General features: G+C 39.0%; 31 protein-coding genes and 2 pseudogenes. 5 read left to right on the forward strand and 28 right to left on the reverse strand.

The window, feature by feature from the left end:
* Nucleotides 1-118: 118 nt before the first annotated feature.
* The 7 genes from M1E06_RS11620 to M1E06_RS11650 all read right to left on the reverse strand — a co-directional run bounded on the left by M1E06_RS11620 (nt 119) and on the right by M1E06_RS11650 (nt 4,836).
* Nucleotides 119-724, reverse strand: coding sequence for a TetR/AcrR family transcriptional regulator (locus tag M1E06_RS11620; RefSeq protein WP_020451582.1), 606 nt, complete (start codon nt 722-724; stop codon nt 119-121).
* 323 nt (nt 725-1,047) lie between these two features.
* A complete protein-coding gene (locus M1E06_RS11625; protein ID WP_020451581.1) occupies nt 1,048-1,350 on the reverse strand; it encodes a hypothetical protein in 303 nt (100 codons plus the stop codon).
* Between the two features lie 16 nt (nt 1,351-1,366).
* Entirely contained in the window at nt 1,367-1,861 is a 495-nt protein-coding gene (locus M1E06_RS11630; protein WP_020451580.1) for a GNAT family N-acetyltransferase, read from the reverse strand.
* 131 nt (nt 1,862-1,992) lie between these two features.
* Complete coding sequence (locus M1E06_RS11635; RefSeq protein ID WP_020451579.1) at nt 1,993-2,793, reverse strand: DUF2935 domain-containing protein; 801 nt, start codon at nt 2,791-2,793, stop codon at nt 1,993-1,995.
* A gap of 82 nt (nt 2,794-2,875) precedes the next feature.
* On the reverse strand, nt 2,876-3,739 hold the full coding sequence (locus tag M1E06_RS11640; RefSeq protein ID WP_020451578.1) for a manganese catalase family protein: 864 nt from the start codon (nt 3,737-3,739) through the stop codon (nt 2,876-2,878).
* A gap of 76 nt (nt 3,740-3,815) precedes the next feature.
* Nucleotides 3,816-4,268: a redoxin domain-containing protein gene (locus tag M1E06_RS11645; RefSeq protein ID WP_315897817.1), complete on the reverse strand. Its 453-nt coding sequence runs from the start codon at nt 4,266-4,268 to the stop codon at nt 3,816-3,818.
* Between the two features lie 127 nt (nt 4,269-4,395).
* Nucleotides 4,396-4,836: a hypothetical protein gene (locus M1E06_RS11650; RefSeq protein WP_048350287.1), complete on the reverse strand. Its 441-nt coding sequence runs from the start codon at nt 4,834-4,836 to the stop codon at nt 4,396-4,398.
* Between the two features lie 209 nt (nt 4,837-5,045).
* Between M1E06_RS11650 and M1E06_RS11655 the strand changes: the two genes are divergently transcribed.
* Nucleotides 5,046-5,372 carry a YxeA family protein gene (locus M1E06_RS11655; protein WP_217626321.1) on the forward strand — a complete coding sequence of 109 codons (327 nt, stop codon included), beginning with the start codon at nt 5,046-5,048 and terminating at the stop codon, nt 5,370-5,372.
* A 36-nt stretch (nt 5,373-5,408) separates the two neighbouring features.
* Here M1E06_RS11655 and speG read toward each other — a convergent pair whose 3' ends face one another.
* The 4 genes from speG to M1E06_RS11675 all read right to left on the reverse strand — a co-directional run bounded on the left by speG (nt 5,409) and on the right by M1E06_RS11675 (nt 7,297).
* A complete protein-coding gene (gene speG / locus M1E06_RS11660; RefSeq protein ID WP_020451574.1) occupies nt 5,409-5,951 on the reverse strand; it encodes a spermidine N1-acetyltransferase in 543 nt (180 codons plus the stop codon).
* Between the two features lie 28 nt (nt 5,952-5,979).
* Entirely contained in the window at nt 5,980-6,297 is a 318-nt protein-coding gene (locus M1E06_RS11665) for a DMT family transporter (protein ID WP_020451573.1), read from the reverse strand.
* 2 nt (nt 6,298-6,299) lie between these two features.
* Nucleotides 6,300-6,632, reverse strand: coding sequence for a DMT family transporter (locus tag M1E06_RS11670; protein WP_020451572.1), 333 nt, complete (start codon nt 6,630-6,632; stop codon nt 6,300-6,302).
* 80 nt (nt 6,633-6,712) lie between these two features.
* Entirely contained in the window at nt 6,713-7,297 is a 585-nt protein-coding gene (locus M1E06_RS11675) for a TetR family transcriptional regulator (RefSeq protein WP_020451571.1), read from the reverse strand.
* 560 nt (nt 7,298-7,857) lie between these two features.
* On the opposite strand from M1E06_RS11675, the gene M1E06_RS11680 reads away from it, so the two are divergent.
* A complete protein-coding gene (locus M1E06_RS11680; protein WP_020451570.1) occupies nt 7,858-8,478 on the forward strand; it encodes a hypothetical protein in 621 nt (206 codons plus the stop codon).
* A 352-nt stretch (nt 8,479-8,830) separates the two neighbouring features.
* On the opposite strand, the gene M1E06_RS11685 is transcribed toward M1E06_RS11680, so the two are convergent.
* The 11 genes from M1E06_RS11685 to M1E06_RS11735 form a co-directional block, all read right to left on the reverse strand.
* Complete coding sequence (locus tag M1E06_RS11685) at nt 8,831-9,004, reverse strand: hypothetical protein (protein ID WP_020451569.1); 174 nt, start codon at nt 9,002-9,004, stop codon at nt 8,831-8,833.
* Between the two features lie 118 nt (nt 9,005-9,122).
* Nucleotides 9,123-9,599, reverse strand: coding sequence for a Rok-like winged helix domain-containing protein (locus M1E06_RS11690; protein ID WP_020451568.1), 477 nt, complete (start codon nt 9,597-9,599; stop codon nt 9,123-9,125).
* Between the two features lie 130 nt (nt 9,600-9,729).
* On the reverse strand, nt 9,730-10,302 hold the full coding sequence (locus M1E06_RS11695) for a GNAT family N-acetyltransferase (RefSeq protein WP_020451567.1): 573 nt from the start codon (nt 10,300-10,302) through the stop codon (nt 9,730-9,732).
* 33 nt (nt 10,303-10,335) lie between these two features.
* Nucleotides 10,336-10,818 (reverse strand): DUF4944 domain-containing protein, encoded by a 483-nt coding sequence (locus M1E06_RS11700; protein ID WP_020451566.1) that lies wholly within the window; start codon nt 10,816-10,818, stop codon nt 10,336-10,338.
* Between the two features lie 105 nt (nt 10,819-10,923).
* Nucleotides 10,924-11,520: an SAM-dependent methyltransferase gene (locus tag M1E06_RS11705; protein ID WP_020451565.1), complete on the reverse strand. Its 597-nt coding sequence runs from the start codon at nt 11,518-11,520 to the stop codon at nt 10,924-10,926.
* A gap of 161 nt (nt 11,521-11,681) precedes the next feature.
* Nucleotides 11,682-11,927, reverse strand: a complete 246-nt coding sequence (locus M1E06_RS11710; protein ID WP_436231765.1) for a DUF7878 domain-containing protein — start codon at nt 11,925-11,927, stop codon at nt 11,682-11,684.
* Nucleotides 11,928-12,216: 289 nt separating this feature from the next.
* Nucleotides 12,217-12,441: a hypothetical protein gene (locus M1E06_RS11715; protein ID WP_020451564.1), complete on the reverse strand. Its 225-nt coding sequence runs from the start codon at nt 12,439-12,441 to the stop codon at nt 12,217-12,219.
* 60 nt (nt 12,442-12,501) lie between these two features.
* Entirely contained in the window at nt 12,502-13,479 is a 978-nt protein-coding gene (locus tag M1E06_RS11720; RefSeq protein ID WP_020451563.1) for an alpha/beta hydrolase family protein, read from the reverse strand.
* A 161-nt stretch (nt 13,480-13,640) separates the two neighbouring features.
* Nucleotides 13,641-14,057 (reverse strand): hypothetical protein, encoded by a 417-nt coding sequence (locus M1E06_RS11725; RefSeq protein WP_020451562.1) that lies wholly within the window; start codon nt 14,055-14,057, stop codon nt 13,641-13,643.
* A 503-nt stretch (nt 14,058-14,560) separates the two neighbouring features.
* The gene (locus M1E06_RS11730; protein WP_020451561.1) at nt 14,561-15,784 is read right to left on the reverse strand and encodes a cation:proton antiporter; all 1,224 of its coding nucleotides are present in this window, start codon (nt 15,782-15,784) and stop codon (nt 14,561-14,563) included.
* Between the two features lie 16 nt (nt 15,785-15,800).
* A complete protein-coding gene (locus M1E06_RS11735) occupies nt 15,801-16,289 on the reverse strand; it encodes a cation:proton antiporter regulatory subunit (protein WP_020451560.1) in 489 nt (162 codons plus the stop codon).
* Between the two features lie 1,306 nt (nt 16,290-17,595).
* On the opposite strand from M1E06_RS11735, the gene M1E06_RS11740 reads away from it, so the two are divergent.
* Nucleotides 17,596-18,450, forward strand: a complete 855-nt coding sequence (locus M1E06_RS11740) for a manganese catalase family protein (protein WP_020451558.1) — start codon at nt 17,596-17,598, stop codon at nt 18,448-18,450.
* Between the two features lie 460 nt (nt 18,451-18,910).
* Nucleotides 18,911-19,227, forward strand: a pseudogene (locus M1E06_RS11745) (hypothetical protein).
* 124 nt (nt 19,228-19,351) lie between these two features.
* On the opposite strand, the gene M1E06_RS11750 reads toward M1E06_RS11745, so the two are convergent.
* The 4 genes and pseudogenes from M1E06_RS11750 to M1E06_RS11765 all read right to left on the reverse strand — a co-directional run.
* Nucleotides 19,352-20,788 carry a DUF6179 domain-containing protein gene (locus M1E06_RS11750; protein ID WP_025810909.1) on the reverse strand — a complete coding sequence of 479 codons (1,437 nt, stop codon included), beginning with the start codon at nt 20,786-20,788 and terminating at the stop codon, nt 19,352-19,354.
* A gap of 1 nt (nt 20,789) precedes the next feature.
* Nucleotides 20,790-21,257 (reverse strand): DUF6323 family protein, encoded by a 468-nt coding sequence (locus tag M1E06_RS11755; protein ID WP_020451555.1) that lies wholly within the window; start codon nt 21,255-21,257, stop codon nt 20,790-20,792.
* A 1,076-nt stretch (nt 21,258-22,333) separates the two neighbouring features.
* A complete protein-coding gene (locus tag M1E06_RS11760; RefSeq protein WP_023857616.1) occupies nt 22,334-22,537 on the reverse strand; it encodes a hypothetical protein in 204 nt (67 codons plus the stop codon).
* Between the two features lie 230 nt (nt 22,538-22,767).
* Nucleotides 22,768-22,935: pseudogene (locus tag M1E06_RS11765) on the reverse strand (type I glutamate--ammonia ligase); the annotation flags it as partial.
* Between the two features lie 132 nt (nt 22,936-23,067).
* Here M1E06_RS11765 and M1E06_RS11770 point away from each other — a divergent pair.
* Nucleotides 23,068-23,298 (forward strand): hypothetical protein, encoded by a 231-nt coding sequence (locus tag M1E06_RS11770; protein WP_009327761.1) that lies wholly within the window; start codon nt 23,068-23,070, stop codon nt 23,296-23,298.
* Between the two features lie 32 nt (nt 23,299-23,330).
* On the opposite strand, the gene M1E06_RS11775 is transcribed toward M1E06_RS11770, so the two are convergent.
* Both M1E06_RS11775 and M1E06_RS11780 read right to left on the reverse strand, forming a co-directional pair.
* The gene (locus M1E06_RS11775; RefSeq protein ID WP_020451551.1) at nt 23,331-23,918 is read right to left on the reverse strand and encodes a hypothetical protein; all 588 of its coding nucleotides are present in this window, start codon (nt 23,916-23,918) and stop codon (nt 23,331-23,333) included.
* A gap of 157 nt (nt 23,919-24,075) precedes the next feature.
* On the reverse strand, nt 24,076-24,768 hold the full coding sequence (locus M1E06_RS11780; protein WP_186440169.1) for a peptidoglycan recognition protein family protein: 693 nt from the start codon (nt 24,766-24,768) through the stop codon (nt 24,076-24,078).
* Between the last annotated feature and the right edge of the window lie 67 nt (nt 24,769-24,835).

Genomic DNA, 24,835 nt, shown 5'->3' on the forward strand with positions numbered 1-24,835 from the left:
AAAACAGATGAGACAGAATTGTTAAACGGATGCATTTCCATTGCCGAAGCAGGATTCGGATCTAACACAAAAAACCGCCGACTCAAGGTCGGCAGCGCCGGCTGTTTCAGAAGTCTTGTCATACATGAAATAGTTTGTCTTTTATCTGGAGATGCAGCTTCGGATTCAGCAAGAAAATAATGGACTGAAGCTGTTCCTGTTTATTAATCGAGGGATCCGCGTGGTGTTGATGGTTGTATCCGTTAAAGATTGCAATCAGCGTGGTGGCCATCACCTTCGGATTGAGCTGTTTTTGAACGATGCCTTCTTCCTGAAGCTGCTCGATCAGTTCGACAAAAAACTCTCTCCACTGCTCATACAGAAGGGCTACTTTTCTTTGAATCTCAGGATATCTATGACTATTTGCCATAAATTCCAAAAACAAAGCTGTCGAATGCTCTTTATTTGATGTTTGAATCAAGTGTTCAATCCCTGCGAGCAATCCCCTCAGCGTCTTTTTTCGAAAACAATTCATGCTGGTTTGAAAGCGATCTTCCATTTGCTCATTCATAATATGGAGAAACAGCATCTCCTTTGACTTGAAATACAAATAAAACGTAGCTTTAGAAAATCCGGCTTCTTTCATAATTTCATCTACAGAGGTTGCCGAATATCCATTTTGGGCGAACAGATGATATCCGGCTTCTACGATCTTTTGAACCGTATTCTGTGTCTTCTTTTTCATTAAGCTGTCCTGTCCTCTCTACTTCTCTAATTAAGTTAACCATCTATGTATTGAGATATACTGGGAACGTCAAGGACTCGTTATGTTAAAGAAAATTGGAAAAAGACGCTTAAAATCTTTTGCTCAAACATACACTTGCAGCCTAAGCGGACGTTCTTTCATCAAGCATAGCAGTGACATATAAACACCGCCAAGTGACATTAGCCCGGTAAGTCAACAAGGTCAATCGCCCTAACAGGCCGGTAGCCGTATGTTCCTTTCCTTGCAAAATTCCCAACCTTCATTCTAGCATTTACTGCTAAAAACTTCATATATATTGTAATTTATTTAATTGGATTTTTCTGTTTTTTAAAAGCCTCTATGAAATACCCGGGGTCCGCATCCACTTCATAAGCAAATACCCCTTGGTTCGTATGGAGGTAAAGCAAACCGGCCTCGGAAAAAGGTCTGTATGATACATCGTGGACGTGCTCAAGGCGATACTGGCGGCTTGCCGTTAAAATTTTATCGTTGTACAGGTACATTTGATTATGCTTTTTTGTATAGGTTTGCCGGTTAAAATCAATCGTCCGTTCTGTTTTGTAGTAGCTGACAGCGGCGATGGCCTGATGGCACCCGTCTTTCATTTGAAACCTCCATTTGCTATTCGTTGATTAATTTGGACATGACATATTCATCAACATATTGTCCTTTTACTTTCAAAGCGTGCTTTTTAGTGCCTTCAATGATAAAACCCATTTTTTTGTATAAACGCACGGCGGCTGTATGATGGGTCATGACAGTCAGCTCAAGTCTGTGAAGCTTTTCTTCACAGGCCCATTTTTCCAATGCCTGAAACAGCTTTACTCCAATACCTTGTCCAATATATGTTTGGCGTATGCCAATGATGATATGGGCACGGTGGCGTGTTCTCTGAACCTGTCCTCTGACTGCTGCAACATATCCGACTAAGCTTCCGTCATCAGCCGCACAAACAAAAACTTCACACACGCCGGATTGGATCTGTTTGATTTGACGTTGTGCCTGAAGCTTTCGTTCACCCGGTTCAAACAGCATGAATTCAGATTCTTCATCGATCGTTTCACAAAGCTTCAGATAGTTTTCTGCATCTGAAGCTGTTAATTTTCTGATATGCAAGAAAGGCCCTCCAAACAGTTTTTAGATTATCTATATATTCTGAATTATAATCGCATGAAAAAGGCTGTGCAAACCGCAGGTGCCAAGATCGATTCGCGGCTTCATCAAAAAAAATAGCAAAACCGTCGGCATTACTTTTCAAGCAGCCTCGGTTTCGCAGGGTCGCACGCAGGTTTTTGCGTATTTGTCGATTCGGCGATTTTCATTAAATAATAGCATTCTTCCCTCATCATGTGGTCTGCCATCAGCGCGGAGAACGTACCGAGCATCTGATCTGTAAGCTCCAGCTCCTCCACTTCTTTCAAAAAGGTACGAAACAGCTCAATCTCAAGCTTCACGTCTTTATTCATCCTTCTGAGAGCGGGAAAAGATTCAACATTCGCTCTGAGATACCCCGTCAATTCAACGGATTTAATATAGAACTGTTCAAAGTGTTTGACAAACTCCCTGCTCTTCTCTTTCAACCGTTTTTCCACCGCATCCAGGTCATCGGCAATTGCTCCAGCATGTCCGGCGGCATCCATCAGCCACAGCATATGGTGGTGCAACTCGTGGAAAACAGGCGGCACTTCCCGTTTTTTTAAGTATTTTAGCACAAGCAAGTACTCCTCCAGTTCATTTACCATATGGTTGATAAAAGTCGGGGGAAGGTGAATTTTAATATCGCCTGTCAGGTGCCTTTTAATGATGGAGAGTTTAAATTTCCTGAATTGAAGGGCATATTCTTCAGCTTCAAGCGTTAATGAATACAAATCAGGCGAAGCATTCACTTTTTTCAGCAAAACATCAAACGTCTGCTTGAACTGCTTCGCCTTTTGAATATCTTCTTTTTCCCTTTCAGCCAAAGAATCCAAAATAAAACGCGCATGATCACCCAAAACCTGAAGCCAAAATTTATGTTCAAAAACGGCCGTCTCCTTATAAGTTTTCAAGCTTGCGCCTCCCTTTAAATACCATTCTTCACTATGGCTATTCGCTGCAAGCCCGAAATATGATCATGCAAATAGAAGCTGATCAATAAAGATTCGGAGGCAGTATATCATCCCGGGGATGTTGAATAACCGATGGCGGCGTATCATGAATATATGCAGGCGCAGGTTTTAACACCGGTTTTTTCGCAAGGGGCTGAGGATGTTCAACATACTGAAAAACGCCTTCCCCATCCATGCTCGGTCCCTTCGCCCATCTGCCTGCAGCGCTCTCGTTGCCTCTTGAAAAATTAAATAATACATGAGAGACTTCCCTTTTTTCCAGATGGCGCGGAAACGTGCTTGGGACGACGACATTTTCTTTCGCTTCCAGTTCTTTAATGGCTGCAAGCCACTGGTTTTGATGCATCGTATCCCTTGCAATCAGCCAGGACAGCATATCTTTGACACCGCGGTCCGTCGTCTCTTCATAAAGCCGGACAGCCTGCAGGCGTCCCTGTGATTCCGCGTTTAAATTTGCCCGAAAGTCAGCAAGCAAATTTCCGCTTGCAATAATATAATCGGCAGTCCAGCGGTTTCCCACGCTGTCGGCCGGCATCGCCCCTAATCCTGATACGATGGCATGCTGCGGATTCATCCCTCCGAGAATGGCGCCGAGCACCGGATCTTTTGCCGCTTTTTCAAGATCGCCGACCGGCGCACCGTCCAAAAGCCTTGCAATCATCGTCGCCAGCATCTCGATATGGGCGAGCTCTTCAGCTCCTGTATCCATCAGCAGATCTTTGTACTTGCCGTTTCCTCTGACACTCCAGCCTTGAAAAAGATATTGCAGAGCTACTGATATTTCCCCGAACTGTCCTCCCAGTATTTCCTGCAGCTTTTTCGCAAATAATGGATCGGGTTTTTCAGGCTTTGCATGATACTGCAGTTCTTTAATATGAAAAAACATAAGATCGCTCCTCTCATGAGCTACCTTATGAACGATAAGAACAATAGGTGTTTGTCTATCCCTTTTAAATGAGTTTCTATGAACCGCTAAGAAGATCTTCAATCCACATATCAACTTGCCGCTCAGACATTCCTCCGACATACATCCGCTCTGGTCTTCCTTCCCGATTAATGAATATACTTGTAGGCAAATAATAAATCTCCCAAGAACGGTAACCTTCAGCCGATTGATCCAAAGCGACCGGAAAAGTTAAGCCATGGCGGTCGACAAAGCTCTTTACCGCACCTTTCGATTCACGCACATTGACAGCGATGATTTCAAAACCGTCTCCTTTAAAACGGTCATAAGCTTTTTGCATGACCGGCATCTCCTCTTTGCACGGTGTACAAAAAGTCCCCCAAAAGTTGACAACCACCGCCTTTCCCCGTAATTTTTTCAGTTCGATGTCACCGCCCTCTAAAGTCGATAATTTAAAATGTAATGCCTGCCTGTTCATTCCGGCCTCCGGCAATATGCTGATAAAGAGCATAACCAGCCGCACAACATAGGAGCAAGAGGATGGCGCCTCTCAATAAAAGCAGCGTTTGTTTTTTCATTTTTTTTCCCGATATGTTAGCCCTGATATGAAAAAAGGACTCTCCTCTGCTGGGCTTTCTTTATGATGAGTAGTCCGGCATTTCATGCTCAAAGCCGTAAAAGCCTGTAATTCCAACTTCTCCGCAGCCTGACACTTTTGTGATATCCAGGAAATGATTGCGGTGCGGCGTCCCGCTCACTTTATCTGCAGCACTTAAATGAAGATGATTTCCAGTAAATTCTTTCTCGCTTAAAGTGATCGCATGTCCTGTTAACGTGATTCTCTGCAGCTTGATGTTGAGTGTACAGCCTTCTGCATTAAAAATCGTAAACTTATAATACAGCCATGTCGGGTAGTAATTTACATTGGTGCTGTCCGCCATAAAAAATCCCACTTGATCTTCAGTCATTGTCATGGTCGTCTTTTTCTCATCTTTTGTAACCGCGGCATCAGCAGGCTGAATATGAAAACTGCAGGCCATCATGATTGAAAACAACATCAAAAATAAAATTTTTTTCATTGGCGCCCCTCCCTTTTTCCATATTATAAACTTTATTGAATAAAAAGGATATTGAAATTTAATCTCCCGTTTCAAGATGAGTGTGCCGAACGATCCCTTACAAAAGTGTAATGTTCATGTCACGTTATTCGATTTTTTTATCAGACAATGAATCTTAAAATGATAAATGAGGTGAAATTGTGAAAAAGCATATCGTATGGATCAGCCTGATGATCATATTTACCGCATTATTAAGCGGATGTAACTTAAACCGTGTGGGAACAGACGAATATTATGTTCACATTACCGGAAACGGGAAGGAAGACACGTCGAAGTTTGACGACGGCGAGGAATACTCCGTCTTCAAATATGAACTGGCCGGTTTTGATGAGGACGGTCAAGAAAAAACAATGGAATTCACAGCTGATAAAAACCTTCGTACAGGCGCGTTTTTACGGCTTTTCTATTCTGAAAATAAAGGCGTGAAATCGTGGGAAGAGGTTGAAAAAGACGATATTCCCGACAAAGCCAAAGATCGATTAGGTGTGAAAAATTAAAAAACATGCGGGAGATGGCGGCGCCATCTCTTTTGTTTATCCTTGCATGCCTTCCTTTTTGCTTTTTTTAAGTGATAAAAATTCATCCTGAAAAATGCACATTCTAATAGCGTTACGATAATAGCCGTCAACGAAAAACTCATCCTGCAGCTCGCTCTCGATTGTGAACCCTGCTTTTTTATACAAGTGAATCGCTTTTGCATTATCTTCGTCGACGATCAAATACAATTTGTGCAAATTCAAAACTGAAAACGCGTAGTTCATCGCCAAATACGTTGCGCTTGACGAATACCCGTTCCCTTGATGCTCTGGATCAATGATGATTTGAAACTCCGCCCGTCTGTGAATATAATCAATTTCGACCAGCTCAACCAATCCGATCATCTCAGTCTCTTTCTCTATGATAAAGCGCCGTTCGCTTTGGTCATGAATGTGTTTGTCAAACAAATCCTGCAGCTCAACAAAAGTCTCATACGGTTCTTCAAACCAATACGACATAATCTTCGCATCGTTGTTAAGACGGTGGACAAACGGAAGGTCTTCTCTTTCGAGCGGACGCAATTTAAGCTGATTGAACATATCAGCAACCTCCAATATAAATTAAAATTTAAGATGATGTAAGGCGCAGGCCGATCACCCCGATTATAATAAAGCCAAGTGAGATGAGCTGCGGAGCGCGAATCCGCTCCTTAAACCAAAATAAGCTGACTGCCGTAATGCCGATGCTGCCGATCCCGGTCCAAACGGCATAGGCAACACCGGCTGAAAGTGCCTGCATGGCTTTCGAAAGGCAGAAAAAAGACAAAGCAAACCCCAATACCATGACAATAATCGGCCATTTTTTTCTTGTGCCGTCTACATATTTCATAGCGATGGCGGCAATGACCTCTTCGATTCCAGAAATCACCAAAAATAACCACGGCATGATCAATCACCCCCTGACTGGGTATTGTTCTCTTTTGTAAACATTTTCATGCCAATAATGCCTCCCAACAGCACGATCAAAAAAAATATTTGCCCTCCTGAAAAGGGTTCGCCCATAAAAACACCCGTCACATATGTGCCGGCCGTTCCGATTCCGACAAATACGGTATAAGCCGACGCCATCGGAATGTTCCTGTAAGATCGTATCAGCATGAGAAAACTTGCCGCGATCAGTACAAAGATCATCAGCCAATCGGCGAAGGAATCCGCATGTTTAAGACCTGAGGCCCAAACCACTTCCAAAAAACCCGCAATAATGACGAGGAGCCAACTCAATGATAACACCCTTCCTGTTGTGAATGAACGTCAGTCATTTTTAGGCCGATAAAAAATGAACAGCTGCAGCCGGTCATTTTTCACTTGGTTCCTATGCTTCTCTTCAGAAAAGTAAATATTTCTTTTTTGAACACACTGAGCTCTTCGTCTTTTTCCGCCCCGATGTAATAACGTTCCGCTGTGTTTTCGACAAAGTTGATAATCGTTCTGGCCGTCCAGCGCACATTGATGTCCGGAATGACCTCGTTTTTCTCAACTGCTTTTTCAATAAGTCCTTCAAGCCAGGAATAATAAGGCTGATAGATCGCCTCCCATTTTTCCATCGAATGGTCAAAGGCAAGACCTGAGTAGCAAAGAACGATAATATCCTGATGAAGTTCCGTCATGTTGAACGTCTCATCGATCATGATGTCCAAGGCGGTCCAGAAAGACATGGTTCCGTCGACCTTGCTCTTAATATGGTCCAAAGAATGTGTCAGAAGATTTTCCGCGATCGCGGGAATCAATGCATTTTTGGATGAGAAATAAAGATAAAAAGTGCCCTGCGCAGTACCTGCTTTTTTCACGATATCTGAAATCGACGCCTTATCCAGCCCCTTTTCAGAAATGACTTCAATGGCCGCCTGCAAAATCTTTTCATATTTCCCGGACGTTTGCTTTGGCATGTTGCAGACCTCCCTAAAAATGAATGACTATCATTCATTTTAGTGGAGCGGCTTTTCATTGTCAACCGGGCGGCGCAGGACTTATTTCCTTAAAATTTCTTTAAAATCCTAAGCATAAGCTGTCTTTGGATATGAATCCCTTTTATACTTTACACATATACCGAAAACAGATGGAGTTGATATTGTTGAAACCGCTGATCAAGCTGGCATGCGGAGCTGCCTCTCTTATCGCAGCCGTCCTCGCAATATGTTTTGCAGTGAAACGGAGCAAAGACAAACAATAGGAATTAGGAAAAGTTCTCAGCAAAGCTTTTCTTTTGCTAAAAGTTTTTTTGTTGATCTCCCTGTTCATTTTAAAGAGAAATGCAATGCATAGTGATCATGAAATCGAATAATCGATTAGACCTCCTACAGCTTTCTATGAATCTTTTTGGACTATTATGCTATATGAAAATATGCACAAAAAATATAACACTTGGAAAATCAATATGATATAATCATTACTCTAATGAGTAAATAAAGAGCTTTTTTAAATATATAAACGACGAAGGGGCTATAGAATGGAACTTACGATCACCAGAGCACTAAGCGAACTCAAAATGTTGGATAAAAGAATCAAGCGGGCCGTAAATGAGAGCACATTCGGAGGTTTGATGATCGGAAAGAAACTGCCGAACGGATTTCGGACAGCCGAAGACTTGGAAACTAGGGCGAAAGCCGATTATCAATCAATTGAAGCCTTAATCAAAAGGCGAAATGCCATTAAGTCTGCCATTGTTGTATCCAACGCGACGACCAAAATCGAAGTGGCCGGAGTCAAGATGACTGTGGCTGAAGCCATCGAAAGAAAAACCTCCATCAGCTACGACATTCAGCTTTTGGATAAGCTGAAAGAAGTGTACGCTGATTTAGTCGACGAGGCCGAGAGCGTCAATCAAAAAGTAACAGAAAGACTAGACAAACATCTGGAGACTCTTTTCGGAAAAGACGGCAAAGTAAAAGCGGCTGAAAACCAGGAAATCGTCAAATCTTTCCTCGCTGAAAATGAAGCAAAAATCATCGATCCGCTGAACCTAAAAGAGAAGATCGATTCCTTGTCAAAAAAGATCGAGGACTTTGAAATGGAAGTTGACTTTGCATTGTCCGAGAGCAATACACTCACCAAAATCAAAATCGATTAACGGCCGATTGTTAGCCAACCGAAAACCGATAAAACTAAACACCTTCCGAGGGAAAGGTGACTCCCTCCTTTTATTTCATCTGCACAGCCAAAGAGACGCTGTGCCAACATTGAGATAAAAGCTCAAAGCTCAACGTTCAGCGTTTACAGCTTAAGTATCAAAGCTCTTAACAGTTCAAAGCTTACGCCTTAAAGTTAAAAGATCGATAAAATCTGGGAGAAACGGCTGCTTGAGCATTTGTTTACCGGCTCAGTCGGTTGCCGCCCAGCAGGTTGGCTAACAATGGATATCAATAACAAAAAAACGTCTATATAGACGTTTTTTTAGTGGATTCGCAAATCAAAGGATGCGCTCAATCTTTCTGTTTGTCCTTTTCTATATGCACCCAAAGATAATAAATCACCCCGCCTGCTAAAATAAACACAATCCCCAAGTACCTTTGTTCTGAGGGAACAAAAAATTGAAATAAAAACGCTAAAATTAAAGCCGGTACCATAATCATGAAGTATTTCTTTTTATCCAACATGTAGAACACCCTTGCATTAGTTTTAGCTAAATATACGATATAGGTGTTGTTTGGTTTCAATTTTTAAAGATTCCGCTCTGATTTATGACAATATGAATCTGGAATAATGACGAAAACCTCAAAGGTCTTTTTCTTTATGCAAAATATAATGGCCGCGGGCAGGCTTTTTAATATCTGGGCGATGTTTCATTAAGCTCTTCATAAATGTCGTCATGTTTTTAATCGGAAAGCCGGTTTCTTTCTCGATTTCAGTTTTGAGCTTAATGCCTTTCAAGCCCTCTTCATAGCGGCTTAAAATGTTTAAGGCAGCCTCGCGCTGTATGGTTGTTTTTGATTGGAAAATAGTATGAGATGGAGTCTTGATGGGCGGATGTTTGTCAGCGGCAATTTGGGATTGTTTTAATTCCTCTGCTGCAGCGCTTGCCAAGTCGATCAATGAAGATTTTTTATTAATTGCGGGATCACTCTCCCGGTCCAATTCACGCAGCTTCGAATAAATGTCCTGTCGTTCTTTTCGCAATTCCCGCATCACCTGAATCTCCGCATCACCTAGCTGTTCAAGTCTCAAACGCAACGCTTCTCTTTCGTCGAACATATCTCCCACATCCTAAAATTAAGATTCCATTATAGTTTATAGGACTTTTTTAACTTTAACAATTTATTTAAAAATAAATTCAAGAAAAGTTCTTTTTATCGTTAAAACGTATATGGAATATAAAGGATGATTACGTTATTGATGTTCTTGTATCAATCGGCATATCCTTCGTCCGTCTCCTCCAAATCATATGATCATATCCTTTCCCCCAATAATCCTTCAGCATATAGTCAGGCTCGCCGAATTTCTTCTTCCATATTTTCTGTGCACCGGGATAACCGCTGTCCAAACAAAATTCCTTCACTCCCCGATTCAGAAAGGTCAATAACATAACGTTGAACAGCAAAGACCCGATTCCGCGTCTTTGATAATCCGGGTGGACAAATACCGTCCCTACCTCATATAAATCCTTTAAAGCCCCATCCGTACAAATATCGATCAATTCGCTTGCAGGGCCATATTCGATTGTACCGATGATTTTATTCAGACGTTGATCTGAAGCGATAAAAAAGTGCCGGCTCTTCCCTTTGCTGTCTAAGTCTGCTTTCAAGTATTGCCTCTTACTTTCAATTTCACTTTCTTGATCATCAAGCAGATCGGATATCCCCTCTTTAGCAAAAGTATCCTCGACCACGATTCTGAAAAACTGATTCAGCTCTTCAACGTCGTCAATTTGCGGCCTTCTGATCTCAATTTCATTCATTTTAAATCACTTCCTTATTCAGTGATTGTCGTTTCATTTATACCACGGAATCTTGGTTAATTTCATTATTTCTGCGTTCTCTTCATCTCCGGTTTTCCACTCCACTTTGACTGATAACGCATGCCCGATGACATCCTCTTCAGGCATAAAATCAAAAGTCGCGATATGATCTTCCATATGGCCTCCGTCATCCATTTCCTCTCCGGTATACTCAGAAAGATCGTATTCTCCTCTATCATCATACTTTTTGCCGTCTATGTATAAGGTGATTGTTTTCACAATCGTTCTTTTCGCATCTTCTTTCGCGCCATCCCAATACAAATTCAAAAAATAATTAGGCCCGATTGACGTTTTATCTGATTTCTCAATCGAAGCATGCCACAGACCGCTTTCCCCCTCTCCTTCATACACCACTTTCTTTCCGAAGATCATTGCACTGACATATCCCCCGCCAATTAAAAGCAGAAATGCGCTGCTGATCATCAGCAGCCGTTTGAGTCCATTTTTGTTTTTCATCATTTCCCCCGCTTTCATCACAATAGTAGTGATGACGGTGAAAAAAGTTACGCAAAAAAGGCGCCATAAACGGCACCTTTTTAAAATCATATTTCCCCGGAGTATTCAGCGCTTTTGACCAATAAATTGAATGACATGAGACAGGCCGTTGTGCCAAGCCCCTTCATGACGAACGACTTCCCCCATAAAAAAGTGGACAATACGCCAATCTGAAAAGGTTTGTAAAAATTCTTCCGGTGTATATAAAAGCTCCGGATCCTGCGGCCCGCCGCTTTTGTAAGGAATTTGGTGCGTCGAATACACTTCCGTCACGAAAAATCCCCCGGGCTTCACGGCTTCTTTTACTCCAAGAAGTGTTTTTCGGCGCAGCTCTTCTGGAAAATGTCCAAAAATACATACAATCTCGTCCCAATGCCCTTGATTCCAAGACGCTTCATTTAAGTCAACAAGCTCCGTCTTCACCGATACATGACGGGTTTCAGCAAGCTTTTTCGTTTTCTCCAACCCTGACTCGGCATAATCCCATGACGTGACGTTCATCCCTTGTTCTGCTAAAAAAACCGCATTGCGCCCCTCGCCTTCTGCAATGGCTAAAGCATCACCCGACAATTGAAGTTTTTTCTGCGAATCTGCCAAAAACGCATTCGGTTCCGTTCCATACACATAGTTCTCATCTTGAAAGCGCTCGTGCCAAAAGTTCATCGTTTTTGTTCTCCTTTTTTGGATGCTTCCATATCAATGGTATTGTGATTCGTCGTTCATAGCCATTGATATACCCGCTTCTTTTAGAATATGCATTTTATTTTCACATCGCAGATAAGGTGTTTTTAAACTCGGCCCCTGTTTTTAGCCTTTAGGATAAATCAATATTTTCTTAATGGGATCTTACCAACAATGCTTTTCAATGAAATCCTATAATGATGTTCAATATCACGTCCAAGTTTTTCGTGTAAAATTTCCATTTTTCCGGTGATGTAATCAAGGTCGAATACATTATATGATTGTTGAGTTTCCCAAATGGTCGTTAGTCGAGCCTTATAATCAAATGGTATCAATGAAATAATGGGTTCGCCCTTTTCATACTCCGTGGTGTGATATCTATACTCCATAACTTTGTTTTTTTCTTGATCTTTTTAATCCACTCATTTAGAGAAACATAAAATTCCAATAAGGCGATATTTTTTTGAAATATGTAATTCATTTATTTTGATTTCAAGTTCTCCCTCTACTCTCATTGCTATGGAAGGGGCTTTTCTCATTTTCATTGGGATATCTGATTCATCAGATGTGAACTTATAAACTTTTGAGATAGTATGTTTAGATCGAAACAAACTGTCTCACCACTCCGCTCACCTTGGCCCAATATTACGGATTAGCCATTTTTCACTCCCCTTTGAACTAATCCTTCTCCTTATCATTTGTTCGCAAATGAACGATAATCAAGACTACGCCTAAAATAAGCAGCACCGGATAAAATAATACAGATGATTGAAAATAAGCTGAAGCTTCATCATTGCCAGCTGCATCAGTTATATCATGAGGAAAAGCAACAGATAACAACCGTAAGATAAATAGCATGACGAGACCAAACAAAACTGAAACAAATCCGGAAACAAAGTACATAAAAAGCCTCCTATATAATGATTTAGCATTCTGGAAATTGCCCGCTTATTAATATTGAAATTACTTATGAATCTGCTTTAATTTTTTTCGGATGAAAGAAATCGTATCTAATGCCAGCTTTTTGCGGCAAAGAACAATTCCGGCATGGCCGCAATTGTAGAGACGTCTTTCGGGCTTCCCCCAGCTTTCCCACAAATCATCAGCATCCTGTATATGAACATATTGATCATGTGCCGCGGAAATCAGCAAAATATTATCTTTATTAACTTTCGGCACAGCCTGGCTGGGATCTGTAATTTCCCAATATGTTTGTAAATCTTCATATGTCACACCGTGCTGTTCCAATTCTTCTCTTATGAATTTACCCGGGATGGTATTCCATATCGCATAAGAAAGACGATTGGCATAAAATATCGATACCACGATGTCGATTTCAGTCTCAAGGGCAGCCAGTAAATTTGTCATCCACCCGCCTAAACTGACGCCCACTATAATAACAGGGCCGTTTTTATTTGCTTTTATCCAGTGAATGAGAGCCCGTAAATCGACGATAGCTTGTCTCGCCGAATCAACCGTACGATTCAAATTCGCGCTTATCATCAATTCTCCGCTGTAAAGTGAATGTTCCGGCTCTCTTTCAAAATGATACGGAAGAGGATAGTAGTACATGTTCCAGCCTAAATCGTTCATGATACGATCATGAAATATCTTTTTTATTCTGTCGTATGAATCCATTCGCCAGCCATGCACAAAAATAACATTAGGCTGATTTATATCATTTTTATTTAAAAAAACCTCGCCTTTTAAAGCATCATTGACAGGGTCCCCGGATGGAATTAAAGATTCATAGCTGAAATGTCCAGCCAAATAGTTTTTTCTTGATTCATGAAGCATAATGGCGACATCAGCCGCTTTTGCTTGATAGAATTCCCCCCTGTCAATCAAATTCAATGAAAAAGCGGAAAAATGTTGATCTTTACTTCTTTTTCTGTGCAAATCATATAAAGCTAAACGATCGATGATCTTTGCAAAAAACACTTTTTGCCCTCCTGAAGATTTTAGTAATAGCGCTTTTATGGACGAGACGTTTGGCCAAAAGAGGAGCTCCTTTAACTTTCACAAACTGCTTTTATATTCTTATCGCTTGCCTCTCGCAACTTCAATATTTTTTGTTAGAGCAACGCCGCTGTTTAAGCCCCTTAATTATACGCCATACAAATTGTTAGGATTAAAGCAATTGGATAAAAAGCTGATGCTAATTTTTGCTTCTTTTCATCAATTTGAATTAAGTTTTTACGAGATAAAAATTTGCAAATCTCGGGTAAGAATATCAAGATAATCTGTGACAAGAAAGACAGCTTTTGCAGTATGGTAAGCGGACTAAACGTAAACCCGAATCCCGCATTTCCACCTATTGTTGACCAATACATAAAAAAGTTAAGGAAAGGTATTATAAAGCAAAATATAAGTCTGTATAGGTTGATATAGTAATCATGTTTTTCAGCATTAATACCTTTGGAAGAAAATCTAAGTCCATAGATGAAAAGAAAAACCGTTCCAAAACTTAATATCGGCTGCTTGATAAAGTTCGCCAAAGCAAAACCTATTAAAAACATAATTTACTCCCTTACATTTCAATCAGTAGTTTAATGACAGACGCCGTTCTAAAATGCCAAACTAATAGCTTAATTTACTGCATAGCGGAAGGATGATGTCTAACACTTCTATTTGTATCCGCCTTTTTAGTAACCAATGGCGACTGCAGTTCATTCATTTTATTGCTTTACGTCCCCCATTATGGCAAGCAGGATGCCGCAAAACATTAATGAGAATGATTTCACAATCAATTGCGGCTCTACTTTGAAATAGGATGAAGCAGGATCGCTCGAGGCCCCAGTTGCCGAATGTATCAGCCTAAGCTTCTATAAAACAAAAAAGTAAATGTATACAGTGAAGTCATCCGCTGCAGCTCTCACACCAATAGTGCAAAGCAACGTAGCTTTTTTAAAGAAGAAAGAAATTGATTTTTATTGAAGAAAAGCGACGAATTGAAATTTTATGTTGATCGTGTAAGTTTAAGAGAAATAGCTGATGCCGCTACGGAAGATAGGCATATAGATTAAATGGGTGTTTTCATTTTGCTCTTTTCCGGAGGTTTGCTCCACTTGAAAATTTTGTTTAAATGTTTATAAACATTCTTACTTTCTTTTGCCATAAATGGTCCTGAAATTGCCAGAATGAGAACATAAAGCGCGGTAAAAGGAGTTAAAATAGGATTTAATCCTGCAGCGACCCCTAAATTTGCTACAATGATAGAAAACTCTCCCCGAGCCATGATGGTTAATCCGATATTACTAGAGGCCTTATGGGATAGCCCCGCTTTCCGTCCAGAAATCATTCCAGCCACAAAATTGCTTATTATCGTAAGTAAAGCTGCCCCTAATGCCAGCCAAATGGCATCTGCTAATGTTGATGGATCAATACTTAATCCAAAGCTGAAAAAGAAAATTGCGCCAAAGAAATCCCTGAATGGAACGACAAGATGTTCAATGCGATCCCGATGCTCGGTCTCAGAAAAAACTAAACCTAACAATAAGGCACCAATCGCTTCTGCCACGTGAAGCGTTTCTGAAAATCCCGCAACAAAAAATAAGATCGAGAATATCACAATGATAAAAATTTCATCTGATTTTATGTTTAACCATTTATTTAATAACGAAGCTCCTTTTCGAGCGATAATAAAGAACAGTAACATATAAGCAACAGAAATAAGTACAGAGGTGAAGATACCGAGAAAGGATGTAGACCCTGCAAGCAAAACTCCTGATACAGTTGTTAAAAATAAAGCCAGAAAGATATCGTCAAATAAAATAATCCCCAGGATGAGCTCTGTTTCTGGATTCGCTGTTCTTTTTAAATCGACAAGAACTTTGGCTACAATCGCACTGGAAGATACACTAAGCAGTCCAGCAATAATGAGTGTTTCCATCCAAGGCATGCCTGCGATTAATCCATACAGGAGACCTAAAATAAAGTTAATGGCTACATAGATACTGCCGCCTACTACGATGTTTTGACCTGATTTGACCAGTTTGCCAACGGAAAATTCAAGCCCTAAATAGAAAAGTAAAAAAAGCACACCTATTCGGCCTAGAAATTGAATAATCTCATTACTTTCGATAAATGTTAAATCGATGATCCCAATCGTCGGAGCATGCGGGCCTACAATCATCCCAAGAATAATTAGAAAGGGGATGATTGAAAACTTTAGTCTATTTGCAACAACAGCCCCAATCGCAACTATAACAAGTGCCGTACCAACTTCAAATACTAAGTGATCCATCTATAATCTCCACTCCTTAGGTTGATAACAGCTTTTTAATTAATTCTTTAATCTGCTGCCTTTCTCCTGAAACAACCAATGTGTCGCCAGCTTCAATAACTGTATCAGATCCCGGATTGTGTGACTTTTTGCTGTTCTTTTTCTTAACAGCAATAACAGTAACTCCAAAGTTATTTCTAATATCAATTTCGCCAATCGTTTTATTTACAGCAGGTGCATTGGGTTCTACTTGATACCATTCAATGATTGTATCGTCAAAGGCAAATTCTACAGTTTCTAAAGCTTTAGGTTTATATGCCATACCTCCTAATATACTTGCAATTTTTCTGGCTTCAGAATCATTAAAAGTAGCACTGACCAAAACCTCTTCATGATCGTCAGCATCAAAATGATAAATTTCTCTGCGGCCGTCATCATGGATTACAATGACCAACTTATCCTGATTTTTTGTAAAGATTTCAAACTTATATCCGATTCCCGGAAGCTCGATTTCCCGAATGTTCATTTAATATTCCTCCTCTGAAAACAATAATGGATATGGATTAGGGCTATTCTAAAGATTGACTTCAATTTTGCTTTCCTTAAATCCAAAGACATCTGAACGACTCAGAAGGGCGAATCGTGAAATCGCCTTCGAAAGCAACCTCCTTCCCTATTGCCCCTTCTTTTTCAAATAATTTTAATATTTATACGTGAAGACAATAAAGAAGGTAAGAATGTTCAATTTTTTTACATATTTTACAAACAAACTCACTCAATATAATTTACACATATTACTTAATTAACCTTCTTGATCCATGTCACTCAATACCATTATAGTATTGTTGTGTAACAATGCAAACGCCAAAGATTATGTAAAAAGCCAACACTTGATTAAAGTTACTTCGCCTCCCTCGGTTTTATACGATTATCTCACAAATGCTCACTTAATCGCTGGATTCCATTTCAATTAACAGGTAGTTTTAGGTAATTGAAGAGGGATTCAGGGAACAGTTGCTTGATAAACTTACTAAAGCTGCATGCAAAAATAACCTGGTTGAATACTTTTTATAATTTAAGCTCAGTATATGATAATCCCCCAAATGCAGTATACATAGTGGATAGTCAGAAATTATGGAAAAATGAACAGAATTGACAAGTTGTAGTCATCTCTTTTTCAAGAGGAACTTTGCATAGAATGCTGAATAAAATATGTAGCTTGTGTTGGAAAATTGCTGTTTTTTAGTACGATCCTGATATTGTACATTGACCAGTGTCTACACCTTTGTTTAAGGTTTTTAATAAACGATTACGACAGACATGACTGAACTTAAGATTTCAAAAAAAGTTTCTCTCCTTTTAAAACCAACATAGCCAATTCTTTTTCTAAAAGGAACCAGCATTCCAATGTTCGGTTATGAAAGTCCTTTTTGGTCTGGACTAAATTTCAATCCGCAAATAATTAGCCGCTGGCTATAAAAACCCATTTCTAATGAACTACCAACGAAAATCCAGACTTTTATGATCGATATGAGCATTTCGGGACCAGTTTAACTAACAAAAAAACCTTGAAAATCCAGGGGGATTTTTTGTAAGTTCATCAATCCGCCCATTCCGTCTATCAATTTCGCCGTTTTCTCTTTCCGAAAATTCGAATAAGTCGGGTTCAAATAGGAATTATTTTGCGGCTCTCTTGTTTATATATTTTTTTCGTGTTTTATTTGTGATTTTTTCATTCTGGTTTTATTTCTTGCTGAGAAGAAAATATCTGTATATTTTATCTTCTCTTACAAATGATATAAGAAATCAATCATTTAAAAGCGAGGTATGTTGTGTATTACTACAAAGAGGAACTTATAAATATCATTAAACCGGACAAGCCAGACCCGGCAGCCGCTAAAGTGTTGCAGGAAATTTTAGGCGGACATTTTGGAGAAATGCGTACGATGATGCAGTTTTTTTTTCAAAGCTCAAATTTCAGGGGAAAACAGAAACAATACCGTGACCTGCTCCGGGGCATTTTCTTAGAGGAAATTGCTCATGTTGAACTGGTACAAAGTACAATTAATGCTTTATTAGATGAATCAGGCGGCGAAGGAGCCGGCAATCAAGGTGCAGATCAGGCTCCCCTCAATGAAGCGATTAAAAATGCTAATCCTCATCATTATATTATCGGGGCGCAAAGCTCTCTTCCCGTTGATGCAGGGGGGAATCCGTGGAATGGATCTTGGGTGTATAACCACGGAAACTTAATTGCCGACCTGCTGGATAACTTGGTTCTTGAGTCGACAGGCGTGCTGCAAAAAACAAGGATCTATGAAATGAGCTCTAATCAGACATTTCGGGAGACCCTTGCTTTTCTTATTGTACGCGACAATGCTCACCAAAATGCGTTTGCCAAAGCCCTTGAGACATTGGGGGTTGACTGGGCGAACCTTTTTCCTGTGCCGAATTACGACATTAATAAATATCCCGAGTGCAGAAAGTTTGTTGAATTAGGCTACCACAATGCCCAGTTTAACTTCAGGTTGGATGAGACAAGAATCGGAGAAATCTATCAAGGAAAATCTCCAAGCCGTAATGGCGGAGAGTTAAAAGTAACAGAGCCTCCCGCAGGATTTCCTGTCCCCGTGCTTCCGGAAATACCGAATGAACATAGTCCCGGGTTAGGCGATATGAATGCCTGATCAGGATGTATGAAAGTGCTCAAGAAATCTCTTGAGCACCTTTAATTTTGATTGATTATGCTATGATATAGAGATGAATATTTCATCGACATCTCAATCCTAAATGTGGTAAAATCGATGCCGATGTTAACCATAAAAAGGAGAATTATGTGTATATGAGTATTATTATTTTAGCATCCATGCTTTTTTGGGGTGCATTAATTTATGAACTAAGTAAATCTTCAAAAAAGCAAAACAACCGAAAAATTGTATCTTTGATATCTTTGGGCTCTTTATCAACTTTAGTTATTACTATTTCGCTTTTTCAAAAACTTCCGTTTTAATTTGTTTATTACTAAATCCTTCGTATTAAATTATTCATTATTATGCTTTTTCCATGAAACAAAAGAGATTAAAGTAGTTTCAAGTGAAAATAGAGACGCTATTACAGTAATATCACTATTTTTAAGGAGTCACTTGGATGTTTATAAAATATAAGAATACGATTTACTGGAACTTTTTGAGAGTGAGCCAGCCAGTATAGCTGATGATCCAGAGGCTGGCGAATTTATTTATACTTATAAAGATAATCAAAACTTCAAGTTAATCTTGACGCTGGATGTTTATCAACTAACTTGCAGCCTGGATATAACCTATAAAGATTTCGCGGTATTTACAGGTGTTTTTCAAAACGTAACTAGCATTAAGAAAGTTGAAAATTTCATGGTTGTAAGTATTGGAGAAGAAGAGAGAATAAAAGTAAAATTCACTAAGCAAGTTGGAGTAGAATTACTTTAAGCTTTTAAGTTGTGTTGAAAAATAACTTTCTTGGCGGGATAAGATTGCATTTATCGAGTGCTGTTATTTATCTTCGTCTTTCTTTAGACTCTCCTTTGTAAAAACTTATAAAAACGTCTTTAACTTAATAAAACGATATCTCCTCATAGTCAATATCATTGATGAGCTGTCCAATCGTTGCAATGCGCTCATCTTCTAATTGTTTAATAAATTTCATATAATATGTTTCCCACTCGCTCTTTGCTTCAGAGCAGTCAGCAACAATGTCAATGAAATTGAGGATTCCCCCTCTTAATTCTTCATAAAATACAATTTTCGCAAAAATGGCCAATTCAAAATTCCCAAACGTAGCAAAAAGTGCGTTATATTCGTCGTCAAACAGACATCCCGAATTTAGCAAATCCAAATAATCATGCAGTGAAACAAAATGATCGCGGATCAGCGATATTTTTTCTGCTGTGTTTTTTCTTTCCATGATGCAATCCACCAATTTCCGCATTTCAATATCACTCATGCGATCATTTTCATTTAACATTAACGCTATTGGTTTTTCTCTCTCTTCAATTTCTCTGATGATCAACATTTTGAAGCCATCAATTTCCGCAGCGTTATTTACCCTTTGAATACATTCATTGCGATACAAATTGATATAATCAGTAATCGTTTGATCTGTCTTTAAATCCCGCTGTAACCGATCAAATGCTTCGTTAATCAAGTTTGCCCTTTTATCAGCATGGCAATCACTTAACAACCGACTCAACCTGTCATATTGAACTTCAGAAATTCTGACTTGATTGGCTTCGCCCCCGGATAGCAGTGAAAAAACAGCATTGTTTATCATTAACTCAAAAATATTAAAAAGTTCTATGCGATAATTAAAGCGGCATATTCTCCCGAAGTTTGTCAAGATATACATTAGATCGTGATGGTTAAAAAAGTGACAGAATCTCGTTTCTATCAGCAGTCGCTCTAAATACTGTTTAATATAAAAAACACCTTGCAGTTCCATGTTGTCAATAGCTAAAGGATAGTCAATGCTCGCCATCGTATTTTGAGCTTCAAAAATAATATTATAATGATTCATAAATACAGGTAACGATTCGTCAATGGTTAAATTATAAGCATCAACAGGCACATCTAACTTTAATTTTTTTACGTCTTGATACAATTGTTTAGCTTCTTCAAAATAACAGTGAAGTAATTCGACACCTTTGGTATATATTTTTTTTATACTATCAGAACGTAAATGTACGATAACCTCTTCAGGTTTCTCAAAATGGAGAGCATAAGCATCTATTGCATACATGAGGGAAACCATAATCCCTTCCGCCGTTTCTGTAGTAACCGACGTACTTTCCCCTTTGGTATACTGGCCTATCAATCGTTGCAGGATTTGCATAATCTCTACCTGTATCTTGTAAGCTTTTTCGCTGGTAATAACTCCAACCCTTTGGCCTTCTTTTAGAAGCGACAACATAAATTGGCTTTGCTTTAACTTTGATTTATCAATCGTAAAATTTGAAACCAAATCATAGCGATTTAAAGTATTTTCTTTTCCCATGTTATTCATCACCTTTATATAAAGACTCACTTCTCATCGTATTTCTTCTGAAACTCTCCGCGAGTTCCTCCATTTTACTTCTTAATAACTCTAAAGACCCCGCAGAAGGTCCGTTAAAACACTCCATCATCTGATGAATCAGTTTCATGTCACCTATCTTATCTTCTGTTTCATTTCTGAGATAATAAAAAATCTCCTGAAGCTCGATTAACGTTTCGACATCATGATCCTCATCCATATAGGGTGAAGCAGCAAACACCTCAATTAATTCCTTTAGTACTTCAATCCCCAGCTCTATACGTCCATGATCATGAAGCACTTTATTTCTATAAACGATTAATGTTTTGATATCGCTGGGTGTTAAGATCAAGCCATGCTCTTTTGTTTTTTCATTTAATTCAAGCAGTTCCATCATAGGTTTTGATTGAGGGGATAATTGAATGGAATTCAAAAAACGAGATAAGTTCATAACCTCTCTTCCTTTCAAAAGCATCTTTTTTTAAAAAAACATTGACTTTTTATATCTTGTGTGCTATAATAAAATTAGGTGTTTTTTATAACAATAATTAATTTATTCTATTTACTTACATATGTCAATAGTTGTTTTTCAGCAGCATTGTTTCTTTCCCTCTTAAATCAGCTTTTTATTCCTCAAGACCAATTTAATTTCCCTTCAACTCAACAGATTTCGTTCAAAATTTTTATCTGCTTATACTTCATTCTATTAATTGTTGTGTAATTTAACTTTTCTATTTTTTGTCTTAGACCCGTAAATACCATCAGTGACGGTCCCGCCGCTTTCTGACCGTATTGCCGTCAATACCTTGCTCTCTTAGAGCTAAAGAACAGCCAACGTTTCCTGAACCTGACGTACAGCCGCTCCTTTCATTTCATGCGTTTGTCACTTTAAAGATGCCGGCCAACAGTGTGTTGGATGATTTCTTTCCATTTGTACTAACTTTTTTCAAACTAAAAAGGCTGCAGCTTGCAACCTCATTTTGTTAACCTTTTTGTTTCAATGCCTCTTTCTGTTCTGGATATGATAGGTTTTCATTTCATTTTCGACAACAAAAGAAATAAAGACATTTCAATAAGGAACTCATACTAGAGAGTAAGTGAATGCCAGTGTTCATAGTGAGAACTCCGAAGGAACTATAATGTCCGAGTTGAAAACAAACGGTTTTGTTCTTCAGTCAAAGAATGAAATAAAGATGCTTATTTCATCGACATCTCAATCCTAAATGTGGTAAAATCGATGACAATGTTAACCATAAAAAGGAGGATTATGTGTATATGAGTATTATTATTTTGGCATCCATACTTTTATGGAGTGCATTAATCTATGAATTAAGTAAATCTCCAAAAAAGCAAAACAACCGAAAAATTGTATCTTTGATATCTTTGGGCTCTTTATCAACCTTAGTTATTACTATTTCGCTTTTTCAAAACCTCCCGTTTTAAAAAAATTGTTTATAACTAAATCGATCGTATATGTCGTCGGTGTGGTATTGTTATAAAAAAAATCCTTCTTGCAAGAAGGGTTTTTTATTCATTATTCTCTTCTTTATTATCCAATTCTGGAAAATCCTCAATCATTGATCGAATATCTTCAACAAATTCTTTCTCTGTATATTGACCACCCGCGTGTTTTAGATTATCCAGTTTTCCGCAAATAACCTTAAGGGTTCCCTTTGCGTGCTCTTCTTTAAGGCCGTTTACTTTGTTTATCATCTTATCCAACTCAAACATTTAATAGTTTCCCCTTCGCTTATTGTTCCCCTAAATATAACATATTCATTCCAATCAGTATTTGGTCACTTTTGCCGCGTCATTCCAAGCTGACCACACTTTTCGCCTAACACACGTGGTTTTACTCTTGGAATTCAGGTACAGACATGAAATATATTAAGAAAAGCAGCTGATGTTTACTCCCAATATCAGTAAGAAACTTGACCAAGATAGAATCGAAGATTACGAAGGTTTGATTTGAATTCTTCGAGAGCGTCTGCGAGTGTCGCAGGAAGGTCGACGATTCCGTTTTCGAGGCGCTCTTCTTTTGTCATCACATAGATGTTGCGGTCGATCGGAGCCGGTGCTTCGAGCTTGTTTTTGATGCCGTCAAGTCCTGCTACAAACTGTATACTCAAGTCTATAGTTATCACGAAAAAATTCCTCTTTTGACAGGTGAAGATGTTACAAACGTCTCCTTTTCTATTATAAACATTTTTGGTAAAATCAAGTTGTTGGTTAAAGAATTCAAAATGTGGGAGTGACCAGCAATGCTTTTGTTTTTTGGTAAGTTTATCTTGCTCTATTTGCTTTGTTCAGTTGCATACGCCTTTTTCAACGTGCTGTATTACAATATCGGCAAAAAATTTGTTTCAAAGACGGTCGATGGTACAAAATTGAATTGGGCTTTAAATGTTTTTGTTAAAAACGGCACGAAAATGGATAGTAGTGATTACTTTATTATGGCTGTCTTAGCGGCTTTATTGGCGATTTACTTATAAAAAAGCTCCTGGAACTAATCCAGGAGTTATTTTTATTTTGTTGGATATCCATTATTTTCACAGAAGGCTTTAATCTTCTTATGTTTTTTTGAAAACTTTTTGCATGCTTCTTTAATCCCATGTGTGTAAATGTCTTTTAAGAACTTTTGAGCAACACCAGCTAATCCCACAGCTGTTAAAATTGCAATTAACTCTTGCAACGAAATATATACAACCCATGGTAACGCAGGCACAAACATAGGCTTGATTTGATTATCGCCTTTTACCGCAACCTGTTTCCCTTCCTCTAAAAATTTCACTTGTTCTGTTGGCAAGTTTTCATAAAACATCGCCATATTTGTTACTTGATCTACAGAAAAACCAATTTGGAGTGCTTTTTGACGGTCTACAGAATATGTAAAATCATCATTGGTTTTCAATGCTTCTTTTACAAACTTTTTCGCTTTTTCCATGACTTTTTCATCAACATTTTGCACAACATCGCTAACTTCTTGATGATTGATCAAACTTTCTGTTGCATTTTTTGCCTGTACCGTAGCCGCTGGCGTAGTCAATACTACTGTGGTTAGGAGTGCAAATACTGAAAAAACCATTAACACCCTAGCCTTCATACTTTTCATACCAAAAACAACCTCCTATAGTTTATATTTACAAGTAATATATTAACATATAAACCAACTATATGGAAAATCTCCTTTTGAAAATTTTACGAACTTTTAATTTTCTATCTGATAAAAGATTAGTATAAGAAGGTTCTCGAGATAGAAGACCTTGTCTTCACTGCAATAATGATTCAAGTTTTGCTTTCGTTTTTGGCCCGTAAATACCATCCGCAGACAGCCCGTACATCAGCTGGAACCGTTTGACCGCGTTTGCCGTTTTCGGCCCGTAATAACCATCTATACCGTTATTTTTCGCGCCCTTCTCCGGATAGAAATAGAGGGTAGCTAAGGCCTTCTGAATCTGGCGGACGGCCGTTCCCTTCATCAACGGGCTTTTTACTTTATAGATGCCAGACGGCAGCGGGTAGGATGATTTTTTGCCGTTCGAGAAAGGCTTTTTCTTTTTCGCTTCAATAGCTGCAAGCGCCTTTTCTGTCGCCAGTACGTAAATTCCATCCACCGCGATACCCGCTTTCTTTTGCAGGGCTTTAACAGCCTGCACCGTCTCATTGCCATACGAGCCATCGTCCCCATACTTCGGCAGTGAGAAGCCTGCGGCAATCAAACGTTTCTGCAGCGCCTTGACCTGGGAACCGGTCGCCCCTTTTTTCAGAATGGTCCCTGTGGATTTGCTTGACTGGCTCGTGGATGATGTTGTCTTTGAGACAGTTTTATTTCCAAGTAGGGCATCAACTTTTTTGAAAGTCACCAACTGACTTGAATCACTCACCCACAGCGCCGGACAGTTTTTGTTTGTCACATCATAATAGCGAACGATTTTTTCTGTAGAAAGGCGTAACGCTTGCACAGATCGGCGACCAATTCAACAGCATTCTGAACCGTTTTCACTGTGAATCCTGCCGTCTTTTTCGACA

The sequence above is a fragment of the Bacillus sp. AK124 genome (genome assembly GCF_053903085.1).